The sequence below is a fragment of the Alienimonas chondri genome (assembly GCF_013036045.1).
Lineage (GTDB): Bacteria > Planctomycetota > Planctomycetia > Planctomycetales > Planctomycetaceae > Alienimonas > Alienimonas chondri.
The window spans coordinates 1-13,957 of the sequence record NZ_WTPX01000125.1 but is presented as its reverse complement, the minus strand read 5'-3'; the positions used below and the strand labels follow the sequence as shown (position 1 = coordinate 13,957).

12 protein-coding genes are annotated in these 13,957 nt (G+C 70.6%); 9 read left to right on the top strand and 3 right to left on the bottom strand.

The features are described 5' to 3' along the window. The 7 genes from LzC2_RS16230 to LzC2_RS16200 all read left to right on the top strand — a co-directional run. The coding region (locus tag LzC2_RS16230; protein ID WP_171188916.1) for a rhodanese-like domain-containing protein at positions 1 to 362 on the top strand (362 nt) is incomplete at its 5' end. 147 nt (positions 363 to 509) lie between these two features. Continuing rightward, positions 510 to 1,694, top strand: coding sequence for an HD domain-containing phosphohydrolase (locus LzC2_RS22895; protein ID WP_206678753.1), 1,185 nt, complete (start codon positions 510 to 512; stop codon positions 1,692 to 1,694). Next, on the top strand, positions 1,694 to 2,515 hold the full coding sequence (locus tag LzC2_RS16220; protein WP_171188914.1) for a CPBP family intramembrane glutamic endopeptidase: 822 nt from the start codon (positions 1,694 to 1,696) through the stop codon (positions 2,513 to 2,515). The genes LzC2_RS22895 and LzC2_RS16220 overlap by 1 nt, the downstream gene beginning before the upstream one ends. A gap of 66 nt (positions 2,516 to 2,581) precedes the next feature. Next, on the top strand, positions 2,582 to 3,847 hold the full coding sequence (locus LzC2_RS16215) for a site-2 protease family protein (protein WP_206678752.1): 1,266 nt from the start codon (positions 2,582 to 2,584) through the stop codon (positions 3,845 to 3,847). Between the two features lie 71 nt (positions 3,848 to 3,918). After that, positions 3,919 to 4,152, top strand: coding sequence for a DUF3072 domain-containing protein (locus tag LzC2_RS16210; RefSeq protein ID WP_171188909.1), 234 nt, complete (start codon positions 3,919 to 3,921; stop codon positions 4,150 to 4,152). 34 nt (positions 4,153 to 4,186) lie between these two features. Beyond that, on the top strand, positions 4,187 to 4,660 hold the full coding sequence (locus LzC2_RS16205; protein ID WP_171188907.1) for an SRPBCC family protein: 474 nt from the start codon (positions 4,187 to 4,189) through the stop codon (positions 4,658 to 4,660). Between the two features lie 92 nt (positions 4,661 to 4,752). Next, positions 4,753 to 6,069, top strand: coding sequence for an outer membrane protein assembly factor BamB family protein (locus LzC2_RS16200; RefSeq protein WP_171188905.1), 1,317 nt, complete (start codon positions 4,753 to 4,755; stop codon positions 6,067 to 6,069). Between the two features lie 120 nt (positions 6,070 to 6,189). Here LzC2_RS16200 and LzC2_RS16195 read toward each other — a convergent pair whose 3' ends face one another. Together LzC2_RS16195 and LzC2_RS16190 are read right to left on the bottom strand one after the other, a co-directional pair. Continuing rightward, positions 6,190 to 7,194, bottom strand: coding sequence for a zinc-dependent alcohol dehydrogenase family protein (locus LzC2_RS16195; RefSeq protein WP_171188903.1), 1,005 nt, complete (start codon positions 7,192 to 7,194; stop codon positions 6,190 to 6,192). A gap of 10 nt (positions 7,195 to 7,204) precedes the next feature. After that, complete coding sequence (locus LzC2_RS16190) at positions 7,205 to 8,308, bottom strand: phosphotransferase (protein ID WP_171188901.1); 1,104 nt, start codon at positions 8,306 to 8,308, stop codon at positions 7,205 to 7,207. A gap of 148 nt (positions 8,309 to 8,456) precedes the next feature. Between LzC2_RS16190 and LzC2_RS16185 the strand changes: the two genes are divergently transcribed. Then, on the top strand, positions 8,457 to 10,208 hold the full coding sequence (locus LzC2_RS16185; protein ID WP_206678751.1) for a hypothetical protein: 1,752 nt from the start codon (positions 8,457 to 8,459) through the stop codon (positions 10,206 to 10,208). Further along, positions 10,205 to 12,001: a DNA polymerase/3'-5' exonuclease PolX gene (polX, locus tag LzC2_RS16180; RefSeq protein WP_315854702.1), complete on the top strand. Its 1,797-nt coding sequence runs from the start codon at positions 10,205 to 10,207 to the stop codon at positions 11,999 to 12,001. Before LzC2_RS16185 ends, polX begins: the two co-directional genes overlap by 4 nt. An 18-nt stretch (positions 12,002 to 12,019) precedes the next feature. Here polX and LzC2_RS16175 read toward each other — a convergent pair. Beyond that, positions 12,020 to 13,957, bottom strand: a 1,938-nt coding sequence (locus LzC2_RS16175; protein WP_171188897.1) for a GH3 auxin-responsive promoter family protein, incomplete at its 5' end; no start/stop codon positions are given.

The window sequence follows — 13,957 nt, the reverse complement described above, 5'->3', positions numbered from 1 at the left end:
CCGACGACACGTCCACCCCCCGCGGCCACACCACCGCGACGCCCGCGCAAATCGCCGCCTGGGTGAACGCCAGAACCGCGACGCTGGTCGACGTCCGAGAGACGGACGAGTGGGAGGAAGGCCACCTGCTGGCCGCCACGTTGGTTCCTCTGTCCGAGATCGGCGAGAAAACGAACGACTCGGCATGGATCGCGGACCTCAAACGCCGCGTACCGACCGACCGCCCCGTCTACACCCATTGCAAAAGCGGCGGACGCTGCGTGATGGCCGCCGACCCGCTGCGGGAACTCGGCTACGACGTCCGACCGATGAAGGAGGGGTACGTCGAGCTGTTGGACTCCGGGTTCGAGCGAGAGGACTAACAAGAGCGCAAGCGGCCCGCCGCTCACCCATGTGAGCGGCGGGCCGCTTCGCCGGACGAACCGGCATGATCGGCGGCGCGGTCGCGAACCGTGACCTAAGCTGACGACGGGGGAAAGAGAACCGTATTCCCTGTCCGCCGCCGCCCCGTGTCAGACGCTTCGGCCCCCGCCGTCCCCGCCCCGCCGACCGTTCGGATTGACGCGGCGGCGCCCTCCGCCGTGCCCGCCCCGGCGGGCGGGGACGTCCGCTCGATCGCGACGGCCCTCTGCACCCTATTGGCCGACGCCCGGCTCGCGGAGGCCTCGCTGGGGGTGTGGCGCGAAGGGTTGAGAACGGCGGCGAGACACCTCGCCGAAGCGGGGCTGCGGGGAAATATCCCGCCGGCGGAGGTGCGGCGGGCCGGGGAGGTCGCGCGAGCGGCCGGGATCGCCCTCGACCGGAGAACCCGTCTGTCCCGATGGGCCGCGGACCTCGACCCCATTCTCAGAGATCTCGCCGCGGCGGATCACGCCGCCGGGCCCCGGTTGCTGGCCCTCGCGCGGGGCATCTTGGCGGAGACGGGCGACCTCGCCGTCGGCACGCTCCCCCCGCACGCGCTCCTACCGGCGCCGCCCTCGGGTCGGTCGGAACGGGGCGTCGCCGCGGCGTTTCTCACGGCTTGGGCGGCAACGCTGTACCGCCCGCTGCGCGGGGACGCCGAAGCGCTCGTCGTCGCCGCGCTCGCCCGGGATGTGGGAGAGCTGACGCCGATGCCGGCGAACGCCGGACGGAGCGATCGACCGAGCGAAGCCGCGACCGCGCACGCGGCCCGCTCCGCGGCGCTGCTGTCGATCTGCGATCGCCTGCCCGGCGCCGCGGCCCGCTGCGCCGCCCGCCACCATGAACGCCCGGACGGCGGCGGCGGTCCCGCGGGTCTGACGGCCATCGACCTGACCCCCGCGGATCGATTGCTCGCCTGGACGGATCGGTTCCTCACGCTGCTCTCCGCCCCGTCGGCGCGGTCCGCCGATGGGCAGCCAGATCCTGCCGCCGCCTGGAGAGAGTGCTGGCAGTCGGCCGCCGTCGTGACCTACTCGGCCGCACGCCGGGGCGAGCTGTGCCTGACGATCGCCGCCGCCGGCATCGAAGCATTGGGGCTGTCGCGCGGCGAACAGGGCGAGTCGGACGCCGCGGGTCGCGTCCCGGTCGGGTTGGCCCTGACCGACCTCGGCCGCACCCGGCTGCGACTGGACCCCGCTCACCCCCTCGCGGCGCCGCGATTCGCCTCCGCGGCCCTCGCTTCGCGGCAGCATGCCGACGCGACCGCAACCGCGACCGCGGAGGAGGCGTGATGCGCGATTACGACGGCGCCTCCAACCGACCTTTCGACCCCAACGATCCGCTCGGACCGGGATCGTATTTCGCGAGGACCCGCCGACCGATCGTTTGCCTGGCGTTTCTCGCCCCCTTGCTGGCGGCGTACGAAGTGGGCGTGATCTGGCTGGCGAGCAGCGGCGAGCCGGTGTTGGGCGGCGCCGGCGGCTGGCTGCGTTGGTCGCTCGCGGAGGCCGGCACCGGGGCTGCGTTCGCCCTGCCGCTGATCGTCGCCGGGGCGCTGCTGGGCTGGAACTTCTACGGGCACCATCGGTGGGAGGTCCGCTGGGACACGCTCGGCGGGATGCTGGGAGAGAGCCTGCTCGCCGCGTCGCTCCTGATCGCCGCGGCGCTGGGCGTGCGTTCTTTGATCGCCTCGGAGGATGCGGGATCGGACGATACCGCAACCGGAGCGGCCATCACCGTGGATCTCGCCGAGGAACCGGAGCGTGCGGCGCCTCGTTCGACCGGCGCCCGGCTGGTCGGGTCGATCGGCGCCGGAGTGTATGAGGAGCTGCTGTTTCGGCTCACGCTGCTGCCGCTCGCGTACGGACTGTTCCGCCTGCTGCGGTGCGGGCCGAAGGGGGCGGCGGTGTTGGCGGTGGTCAGTTCGAGTCTGTTGTTCGCTCTCTGCCATCACCTCGGACCGCACGGCGAGATCCCCGCCGCGGCGCCCTTTCTGTTCCGAACCGCCGCCGGGTGCGTGCTGGCGGCGTTGTTCTGGTGGCGGGGGTTCGGCGTGGCAGTGGGCGCGCATGCGGCCTACGACCTGATCGCGGGCGTGCTGCTGGCGGGGTGACCTTCCCGTCGCCGCACGCATAATGGCGGCTCTCCCTCCCCCCGCGTTCTCCCCGCAGGTGTCTCGTTGCTCGGACCGCGTTTGCCGCTGGGATCGCCGGGCGGGGTGCCGGTGGGGGTGGACCTCTCCTGGCTGCCGTTCGCGGCGTTGGTGACCTGGGGCTTGGCGACGGAGCACTTTCCCCTCGTCATGCCGGCGCTGTCGCCGGCGTTTTGCTGGGGAGCGGCGGCGGTCGCGGCGGTCGGCCAGGCGGGCATGGTGCTGGCCCACGAGTTCGGGCACATCTACTGCGCGAGAGCCTTCGGCACGCCGACCCGGCGGGTCACGCTGTTTCTGTTCGGCGGGCTGGCGGAATTGGAACGCGAACCGCCCTCCCCCAAGGCCGAAGTGCTGGTCGCGTTGGCCGGACCGGCGGTCTCCGTGGCGCTGGCGATTCTCTGCTGGGCGATCTGGTACGCCATGGCGGCCTTTGGCTGGGCCGGTGTCGAAATCACGGACGACGGCTTCGCCCCGGGTTTGATGACGATGGGATTGGCCGGCGGCGAATCGCTCCTCGACGCGATCCGGGCCTCGGCGGTGTGCGTCGTCGGATTCTGGCTGCTGGTGAACGTGGCGATGGCCGTGTTCAACCTGCTGCCCGGCTTCCCGCTGGACGGCGGTCGCGTGCTGCGGGGGTTGCTGTGGGGCGCGACGGGCGATCTGAAGCGGGCGAACCGGGCGGCATCGAACGCGGGGATGGTCGTCGGCGGGTTGATCGTCGCCGCGGGACTTTGGTCCGCGAGCAGCGGCGGCGGATGGGGCGCCGCGTGGCCGGCGCTGATGGGCGTCGCGGTGATCGCCGCCGCCCGCTGGAGCGATTCCCGCGGCCGTCTCCGCCGCGCGGTCTCCGGCGTGCCGGTCCGGCGTTTGATGCGCCCGGCCCACCGCGTGCATGCTGTGCCCGCGGATGCGACGTTACAGCAGTACTTCGAGGTTTCCGTGCTGCAACATCATCGGGCGAACGCGCCGGTGATTGCGGGGGACGGGAGGCTGCTCGGTCGGTTGTCGGTGCGAACCCTCGCCGCCGTTCCGCGGGAGCGCTGGGCCACGGTCGCCGCGGCGGAGGCCTGCGAACCGGTCCCGGACGGCGGCCGGATTCTCGCGGGGGTCGATGCGGTCTCCGCGTTGGCATGGATGCACCACACCGGCCGCACGCGATTGGATGTGGTCGATGGAGCCGGCCGGCTGACGGGCGTCCTCACCGCCGCCGACGCCAGCCGGGCGCTGCACCGGGTGATGGATCTCGACGCCCCCGCGGCGCCGTCCGCAAATCCCCCATCGACGAACACCTGAACGCACGTATCTAACCAGCGTCACGCGGGTCTAGGATGAGGGCGTTCCGTCCCTCCAAGATAACCGACCAAATGACCCACGACGCCGACCTCGCCCAGCCGAAGACCGACCCGCCGGAGGACTCCAACGCCGTCAAAGACCCGGATGACTGGACCACCGGCGACGAAGCGATGACCGGCGCACAGGCGAGCTATCTCAAAACGCTGTGCGAAGAAGCCGGCGAGGAGTTCGATCCGAAGACCTCCAAAGCGGAGGCTTCCAAGCGAATCGACGCGCTCCAGGAGAAGACCGGCCGCGGCGGGTAAGCTGACGCGTCGAGTCCCGATTCCCGCGGAGCGAATGATGGCCCTCATCAGCGTCGACTGTCGAGCCGCGGCGCCCGCGGCGGAGACGTTCCGCGTGCTCACGGATCTCGTGAACCTGCCGGAGGCGATCCCGGAGATCCTCTCGATCACGTTGCTCACCGATGGGCCGATCGGCGTGGGCACGCGATACACCGAGGAACGGAAGATGTTCGGCAAGTCGACGGAGGAGACCTTCGAGGTCACCGCGTTCGAGCCGCCGATTGACGACGGCCCGGGGCTGTTCACCGTGGAGGCGGACTCCTGCGGGATGCATATGGTCGCCGTGCATCGGGTCACGCCGGAAAACGACGGTTCTCGGATCGCGCTGGAGATGACGGCGGAAGCGCTTCCCTCTGCTTGGATGGCGAGAATCGTCTCTCCGATCGCGGGGCTGCTGACCGGTCCCTCGATGCGGAAGATGGCGAAGCGGGATTTGGAACGCCTCGCCGCCGCCGCGGAGCAAGTCTGACGACGAGCCGCCGATCGGGTTTGCGGATCGCCCGGGTGCGTTCGGTTCGGACGGTTTCTAGACTTTCACTCCCTCCCCATTCGGACCCGCCGATGCCCGCTCGCTCCCTGCTCCTTTCGACCGCGGCCCTGTTCGCCGTCGTCGTCTCCCCGCTCTCCGCCGGCGATTGGCCGCAATGGCGCGGACCCGATCGCGACGGATTCGCCGCGGATGACGAGACGCTCGGCCCGGAGTGGGGCGAGAACGGCCCCGAAGAATTGTGGTCCCTGAAGGGGATGGGCAAGGGCTTTGCCAGCGTGGCGGTCGTCGGGTCGCGGCTTTACACGACGGGGAACGTCGACGGCGCTCAACAGGTGATCGCCGTCGATCTGCCGACCGGCGACGGTCAGCCGAGCATCGCCTGGTCCACGCCGATCACCGACGGCGTCCCCAAGCACGGCTACGACGGTTCACGAAGCACCCCGACGGTCGTCGGCGACAAGCTGTACGTCACCGGGTCCGGCGGCAGCATCGCCTGCCTGTCTACGGACGGCGACAAGTTGTGGAGCAAGAACTTCAGCGACGAGTACGGCAGCGGGAACCAGAGTTGGGGCTACGCGGAGAGCCCGCTGGTCGACGGCGATCGCGTGATCTTCACCCCCGGTAGCCAACGCGCAATGATGGTCGTCTGCGACCGGCACAGCGGCGAGGAAATCTGGCGGGCGCCCTATCCGGAGCAACTCGACGGCGGCAAACGCGAGGCCGGCTACAGCAGCGCGGTGATCTCCGAGGGCGGCGGCGTGAAGCACTACGTCCAAATGACCGGCGCCGGACCGATCGGCCTGCGGGCCACGGACGGCAAGGTGCTGTGGGGCAGCCCGGCCGCCGCGAACGGCACCGCCGTGATCCCCACCCCGCTGGTCGGCGGACCCGGCGGCGACTGGGTGTTCGTCTCCAGCGGCTACGGCGCCGGCGCCGCCTGCTTCAAGCTTTCTCCGGCTCGCGGGAACTCCGTGAAGGTCGACACGGTCTACGAATTGGACGGCAAGGACTTCCAGAACCACCACGGCCAGATGATCCTGTCCGACGGCTACATCTACGCCGGCACCGGACACGGCGGACGAGCGAACAGCCCGGTGTGTCTCAAGCTCGAGAACGGACGGATCATTTGGGGCGGCGGGAAAGACAAGCTGACCGGCCCCGGCAAGGGCAGCGCCGCCGTCATCGCCGTCGGCGACGAACTGCTGTTCCGCTATCAGAGCGGAGAGATCAGCCGGATGGCCCTTACCACCGAGGGCTACGAGCCGACCGGCCTGTTCACCCCCCGGGTCAACGAGAACGACCCGAGCTGGGCGCACCCCGCGGTCGCCGGCGGCGTGCTGTTCGTCCGGGAGCAGGACACGCTGATGGCCTATCGGGCCGGGAACTGAGACAAGCATCCGCGAGCCGGGGGGTTCATCCCCCCGGACCCGTGAGCGTGACGGGCGAAGCCGCACAAAACCTATGAGAAAGACCGGTCCGGGGGGACAAGCCCCCCGGCTCGCGGGCGTTCACTCGGCGATTTTCAACCAGACCTTCCCGCCCCGCCCCGGACGCTCCGCGGCGGCGGCGGCTTCGGCGATCCGATTCAACGGGAAGGACTCGCCCACATCGTTGGCGATCACCCCCGCGGAGAGCAGCTTGCCGACGGCTCGCATCACGCCCAGCTTTGCCGGCAGCCCGGCCGCGGCCATCCACTTGCCGAGCCAGAACCCCTCGATGCGAATGCCGTGAAACAGCAGGTGACGGGCCGGCACGGCGAGCGGTTCGCCGGAGAGCGTGCCGAAGGAGATCAGCCGGCCGCCCTCGCCCAAACAGCGCACCGCCGCGCCCCCCGTGGCTCCCGCGACCGGGTCGATCGCATACCGGATGGGTTCGCCGCCGGTCGCTTCGTTGACCTTCGCGGCGAGGTCTTCGGGCGATTCGTTCGCCGCATCGAACGTCACGACGGCGTCCGCCCCGAGTCCGCGGAGTTCCTCCGCCTGCTCCGCCCGTCGCACCACATTCACGGTGCGAAAGCCTCGGTGAGCGCCGAGCCGAATCGTCATTTGTCCCAAACTCGACCCGGCCGCGGTCTGTAACAACCACGCCCCCCGGGGCACGGCCAGCACTTTGGCCGTCAGCAGGTAGGCCGTGGCCGGGTTCACGAAGAACATCGCGGCCTGGGGGACGCTCAAATCTTTGGGAACCGGCACGCAGCGGTTCGCCGGGGCGGTGACGACCTCCGCCCAGTTCCCCCCGGTCGCGTTCAACACCGCGACCCGTTTCCCCTTCAACGCCAGCCCCATCAGCCCTCCGCCGCTCTCGACGACGCCGACGCCCTCATAGCCGGGTACCGCGGGCGGATCGGGGCGGACGCTGTACTCGCCGCGGACCGTCATCAGGTCCGAGGGATTGATCGGACTGGCAAGCATCCGCACCCGCACGTCGCGGCCCGCGGGCGTCGGCTCGGGACGATCGACGCAGCGGAGTACGTCGGCCGGCTCCCCGAACGAGTCAAAGACGGCGGCTTTCATGCGTTTGCTTTCAGGCTGCTTCGAGTCGCTCCGCCACATCGGCGAAGTGGGTTAGACGAGCGAGCGCCGCGGGATCGCGGGCGCCGGGGCGCTGCTCCCACGTCCCGCGGGCGACCCAGGCGAGGCCGCTCAACAGCGCCCCCGAATCGTGCAGCAGGACGGCGAGGCGTTCCTCCTCCTCGAACAACGGCCGTGAAGTGCGATAGGCCGCAATCAGCGCCGGCAGTCGCCCGGGTTCGAGGCTGACCGCCAGCCGAGCGAGGTCCGCCGCGGGAGTGTCGACACGGGCGGCCGCGGGGTCGATCAGTCCGGTAACCCGCCCCCCGGACAGCAGGACGTGCTCCCGATGCACGTCCAACAGCACGGGGAACAGCGGGATCGCTTGGCAGGCCATCGACAGGCGCCGCTCGAGCGATTCTCCGCAAAGCTCCAACGTACGAAGCAGGCGGTGCCCCTGTTCCTTGAACTCAGATGCCGGTTCGTCCCGCAGGATCTCGGAGGCTCTCCGGCCTTCGCTCTCCAGCCATCTGCGCAGGCGGTCCCACCGATCCCACACCGACCGCGGCCGCCCGCCCGCGGTCGCGGCGAAGAACGGCCGCGCAGCCGGCGCCGGCACGAACGACTCGGCCGCATCGTGGAACCGAGCCAAAGCCTCGGCGGCGGCTTTGAGTTGCGAACCCGTCGGCGCCGTCGGCAACGGTTCGCCCGGCAACCAAGGCTCCAATTGAGCGAGACGTTTGCCGTGGGTGAACAGGGTTTCTCCCCCGAGAGTCGGCACGGGCGCCGCGATCGGGACGTGGGGCGCCACACGACGGACGTGGGCGAGCAACGCATGCAGCCCCCTCAGCCGCGCCCGCGGAGGCGGTTTCTCGGGCCAGATTCGAAGAGCGAACGTCCCGGCCGCCGTCGGGATCCGCGTGACCCCCGCCCCGCTGAAACCGCCGTCGACGGCCGTCAGCGGGCCTGTCCGGCGATATTCGGTTCCGAAGAGCGGAACGGGATCAAACGCTGCGGCGGCGCGATCGACCAGCGGGGCGATCCCGGTGACGGGATCGGCGACCGTCCGCGAATGCGCGAGGCGATCCGGGGCGGCGGCCGGGGGGCGATGCGACACGGGCCGGCAGTGTGTCCGGCGACCGGCGTTCGGCCAACCGGCACGGACATTGCGGGAGGGATTCCTCCCTCTCCGTAGAGTTTGACTTCGCCGCGCGGCCCGGTAGAACCGGGGCTGTTCGCCTTCCCCCCGGTCCCGATTCGCCCGCATGCCCCGCCCCGCCCGCGGTCCTGAACGGTCCCCTCGCCTTTGGCGGCCGCGGTTGACCCGTCGACGCCTCGCCGGGACCGCGGCGTTGTTGGCCGGATTGGCGATCCCCGCGGGGGTTTTCGGCGAGGCGTACACCTCGTTTTACGGCCTGGACGCCTACACGACCTACGTCGATCCCTACTCCGGATCTTCGACCCGCACGGTCCGACCGTTTTGGGATGTGCTGGGCGTGTTCCAGCGGCCCGTCGGCGGGGGAACCCCGGTCGTGGCGGCGTCGTACTCGTCCCCCGCAAGCTATCAGGCCTCGTACTCGCCGGCCGTGGCGACCGCGTCCTACTACGGCGGCGGATCGTATTACGGCGGCAGTTCCTACACGCCCGTCACGAGCCACTACGGCGGGACTTCGTCCTACGGAGACTCCGCCTCCTATTACGGCGGCTCCGTCGTCAGCAGCGGTTATCGGTCCGAGTGCGACGGCTCCTTCTACAACTCCGGGTACGCCGGGGGAGCGTTGCCCTACGGATCGACCGCGGGCTACAGCACCTACGGCTCCTCCCGCAGCGGCGTGACGTTGTCCGACGGCTGCCGGGTCGTACCGGCCTGCACCCCCTGCACCGATCCGTGCGGCGGGGAATGTTCGGGGGGGGACTGCACGTCCTACTCGCCGGCGGACGACCGCATCTTTGAATCCGATCCGGAGTACGCCGATCCCCCCGACTCGGATCGGCTCGACCGCGTGCCGCGACGCTCGCCGGATCGCCGTGACGACTCTCCGCTCGATCCGCTTGAACCGCCGGACTTCAACGGCTCGGAGCCGACGGAACGGGAACGCCCCGCCCCCCGTCGCCGCGCCCCGGAAGACTCCGTCCGGGATCTGCCGCGGGACGACCGTCCCACCGGCGACCCGTTCGACGACCCGCTGGATCCGCTGGACGACTCCGATTTCGGCGGCGTCGACGATCCGATGACCGGCGCGGGAACCGAGTTCGGCGGCGATCCGGGGACCGGAGTGCGGCCCGCGGAGGGCGTCGCTCCTTACACCCGCGGCGGCATCGCCGCCCCGCCGGACGACCGCGCCCGCCGGAGTCCCGCGAACGACGATTCCTTCCCGGATCTCGAAGAACGGGTCCGCGGTAACTTCGAGGGTTCCGAACCCCTCAGCGGCGCCGTCCCCGGCCAATACGGTCCGAACCCCGGCGGGATCGAACGCCCGGCGACGGGCGGCGCCTTCGGCGGCGACCCGGGCATCATCGGCCAGCCCGGCGACGGCTCCTTCGCGGACGAGCCGGGAGCGCGGCCCGCATTCGACGAGGGTTTCTTCCCCGAGGACGATCCCGATTTCGAACGTGACACCTACCGGCTCCTCACCCCCAACTCGATCGATCTGACCGGCCCGCCCGTCGGCCAGGGCGAGGCCGAATCGCCTGAAAACGAGGCCGAAGCGTCCGAGGATGTCGAATCCCAAGACGCTGAGGAGGACGCTGCGATCCCCACCGGACTTCCGCTGTCGGCCCCCAAATCCGAGGTGGAGTCGGAGGCGCCGGTCGTCCCGGAGTTGGAAGAACCTGAGTCGAGCGATTCCGCGGCGGCCCCGCCGCGGCTGATCACGGCGCAGCTGCTCCTCGACGACATGCAACGGACGCGGCTGCGGAGTCGGATCGGCCGCACCCGGATCGCCCGCTTCCGTCATCGCGAAGCCGGCCCGCGCGTTCCGACCGCCGAGTCCGACGTGCAGATCGCCACCAAGTGACCGCCGCCGACGGCCCCCCGACCCCGGCCGCCGGCGATCTCGGCGACGGAGCCATGGGCAACGGCACGATCGCGGCCCGGCTGACGGAATTGGCCGATCTGCTGGAGATCGCGGACGCCAATCCGTTTCGCGTGCGGGCCTACCGCTCCGCTGCCCGAACCTTCAAGGGGCTCCCGAAACCCGCGGCGGAGTTGCTCATCGCGGGGACCCCGCTGACGTCGCTGAAGGGCGTGGGAAAAGACCTCGCCGCGAACGTGGCGACGCTGCTGCAGACCGGCACGTTTGATTCGCTGGAGCAGGCCCGCGACGCGATCCCCCCCGGCGTGCGGACGATGTTGCGATTGCCGGGGCTGGGGCCGAAGAAGGTCGGGGCGATCTTCCGCGACCTCGGCGTGGACACGCTGGAGGGACTCGAAGCAGCCATCGCGGACGGATCGCTCGCCGGACTGCCGGGGTTCGGCAAGAAGACCGGCGAGACCGTTCTCAAGAATCTCGCACTGGTCCGCGAGGGGATCGCCCGCTCGCTGCTGGCCCGCAGCCTGCCGATCGCCGAGAGCCTCGCGGATGCGGTCCGCGCCGCGGCCGGGACGACCGCCTGCGAACCCGTCGGGAGCGTCCGCCGGCGGCGGGAGACCGTCGGGGACGTGGACCTCTCCGCCGCGTCGACCGATCCTCCCGCCGCCGTGGAGGCGTTCTGCACGCATCCTCTGGTGGTGGAGATCGTGGAGCGCACCGAGCGGACCGCACGCGTGCGATTGACGGTCGATCCGGGTCGTCCCACGGACGCCGAACTCGTCGTCAACGCCCCCGCGGCGTGGGGCGCGGGGCTGATCCTCGGCACGGGGTCGAAGATGCATGTCGCGGCGTTGCGGGACTGGCTTTCCGCCGCCGATCTGACGCTCGGCGACGACGGACTGCGGCGAGACGGCGCTCTCGTGGATAGCCGCACCGAAGAAGCGGTCTACGCGGCCGCCGGCGTCGCGTTCATCCCGCCGGAACTCCGCGAGGGCGGCAACGGCGTCCTGCGCGTCGCCGATCTCGAACGCGGCGGCGGTCTGCCCGAGTTGATCGCGCAGGGCGATCTGAAGGGCGATCTGCACATGCACACGACCGCCAGCGACGGGGCCGGCACGATCCGCGAGATGGCCGCCGCCGCCAAGGAACGCGGGCTGAGCTACATCGCGATCACCGACCACTCCAAGCGGGTGACGATGGCGAACGGATTGGACGCGGATCGACTCCGCGCTCATTGGCGGGCGATCGACGCGGCGAACGTCACCACGCGGGGCGTGCGGATTTTGAAGGGGATAGAATGCGACATCCTCGAAGACGCCACGCTCGATCTGCCGGACGACGTATTGGCGGACGCCGACTGGGTCGTCGCCGTGCTGCACTACGGCCTGGGCCAGCCGCGGGAGCAGATCATGAAGCGCCTGACGACGGCACTGGAGAGTCCGCACGTCGATTGTATCGGCCACCCCAGCGGACGGCTGATCGGTAAGCGGCCCGGGGCGGACATCGACTGGGACGCCTTCCTCGACCGGGCCGCGTCGACCGGCACGCTGCTGGAGATCAACGCCGCCCCGGAACGGTTGGATCTCTCCGCGGAGTATGCCCGGGCCGCGGCCGACCGCGGCATCCCCATCGTGATCAATACCGACGCCCACGCCCCGTCCGCCGTCGGCGCCGCGACGTGGGGCGTCTATCAAGCCCGCCGCGCCGGCCTCACGGCGGACGCCGTCGCCAACACGCGGGACTGGCCCGCCATGAAGGCCCTGTTGAAGCGTGACTGACCGGACGCGGCGCCTGCCCTAACCGGCGACGGCCCGCAGGCCCGGGGGATCGATCTCGTCCGCGAAGCCGAGATCCCCGATCAGCACGGGACGTTTGTACTGCTCCGCGACGCCGCCGGTGCGGGCGAGCCGCCGGGCGTCCCAAGCGTCCCAGGCGCCGGCGGAGAGCGGGCGCACCTCGATCGCCCCGAGCCGTCCGCTGGCCCGTTTGGCGTCGTATTCGCAGTTCAACGCCCGCAAGCGGCGGTCGGCCTCCGCGGCCACTGACCGCGGGGGGACTTCGGAGGCCGCGGCGAACAGTTCGTACCGCGGCGATCCCGCATGAAATACCGGCGCCAGGGCGTACGCGGTGAGGCGGTGACCCCGACTGGCGAGCGCCCCGCTGACCGCCGCCGCGGCCTGATACTCCGTCAGCTTTTCGCCGGTGATGTTGCTGAAGTTCCGTCCCTTGGACAGGAAACTCAGCATCGGCGTCCCGGGCCCCGCAGCCCGCTTCAACTGGCGGGCGGAGCCGGTGGGCGGGGCGTAGCCCTCGCAGCGAACCACGTCGCGGATGTCGTACCGCCACAGTCCGCCAGGGGTCGTCATCAGGACGTAATAGGTGGCGCCGGGCGTGAGTTCGTCGGCCAACAGCACGGGCGGATCGTCGTCCTCGATGCGATCTTCCGGGATGAACTCAAAGAACGCTCCCTGCGCATCGAGCCGCCCGGCCGGGGTGCCGTCCTCCATCGGGATCGTCGTGCGGCCCTCGCTGGCGATCAGGCCGATATCCTTGATGCGGGCCTCGCCGTAATGCTCCGTCAGCAGCGGCAGATAGTGCCCCAGCGTGCCGCCGGTCCAGCAGCCGAGCATGTTCAGTCGCGGCCACACGTCCGCCGGTCGCAGGGAGCCGTGGGAGCGAAGCAACGCTTGAAGCTCCGCCGCCCGGCCGGGATCCGCGGGCAGGTGGTGCATCGCGGCTCGCCGAACCTCGCGCGGGAGATCGACGCCTTCCAGCAGGCCGCCGGAGGCGAAGGCGTCGTCCGGCAACCCCCCGCGGGCGGTGTGCTCGATCAACAACTCCGCGTTCGCGGCGCCCCAGCGGGCGAAGTTCAGATGCGTCGCCGGGTTCGGCGTGACGAAGCTGCCAACTTCGCTGTGCAGGCCGAACCGCCACTGCAAATAGTACTTCGCCGCCGTCACGCTCTCCGCGCCGCTGCCCGCTCCGCCGCGACGCAGTCGCCCGGCCTCCGGCGGGGCGACGTAGGTTTTCTTGATCACCGGCGACTGCAACTGCGCCAGCAGGCCGGAGATGCTGCCGCAGGGCGTCCCGCCGGCGCTGTACGTCTCCGCCGGATCGCCGGACAGCGCCAGCTTGCCCCGCAGCAACGCCGGCGGATCGGTGACGTACGTCGACAGTCCCCAGATGAACCACCCGCGACGGTGATTCTGGACGGCGCGCTTCGGCACCGGCAGATATTTTCGAGCGTCCGTCGTGCCGCTGGTCAGAGCGAACATCTCGATCCGCTCGCCCGGCCGGAACAACGCTCTGGCTCGCCCGGCGAGGGCAGCGTCGATGTACGGCCGATGCTCCTCGTAACTCATCACCGGCACGCGGGTCCGCAGTTCGCGCACCAGCGTCTTGCGGTCTTTCGTGCGAATCGAACCGAGGTCGTGGTCACGACCGAAGTCGCTCCGTCGCGCCCGTCGGATCAGTCCGCGAAGGACTTCGAGCTGCGTCCCGCGGACGTCACGGCCGGCGGCATGCAGTTGGCCGGTGACGACGCTCGATTGTCGCCACAATACCCGCTCGATGATCCGTTGCTTGAAGGTGAAGTCGTTGATCCGCCCCGCCACGGCATGCCGGGACGGCAGCGGGGCCGGCGCGACGCTCCGCGACGCGGACGGTTTCGACGCGACGCAGCCTGGAACGTCCGGTTCGTCTTTGGGGACGAACGGGCGGAGAGTCGGCGGGGG

Bases quoted from the DNA above. Each gene is read 5' to 3' on its own strand.
- LzC2_RS16220 (WP_171188914.1), top strand. From the start codon at position 1,694: ATGCGCGATTACGACGGCGCCTCCAACCGACCTTTCGACCCCAACGAT.
- LzC2_RS16205 (WP_171188907.1), top strand. From the start codon at position 4,187: ATGATGGCCCTCATCAGCGTCGACTGTCGAGCCGCGGCGCCCGCGGCG.
- LzC2_RS16200 (WP_171188905.1), top strand. From the start codon at position 4,753: ATGCCCGCTCGCTCCCTGCTCCTTTCGACCGCGGCCCTGTTCGCCGTC.
- LzC2_RS16210 (WP_171188909.1), top strand. From the start codon at position 3,919: ATGACCCACGACGCCGACCTCGCCCAGCCGAAGACCGACCCGCCGGAG.
- LzC2_RS16195 (WP_171188903.1), bottom strand. From the start codon at position 7,194: ATGAAAGCCGCCGTCTTTGACTCGTTCGGGGAGCCGGCCGACGTACTC.
- LzC2_RS16185 (WP_206678751.1), top strand. From the start codon at position 8,457: ATGCCCCGCCCCGCCCGCGGTCCTGAACGGTCCCCTCGCCTTTGGCGG.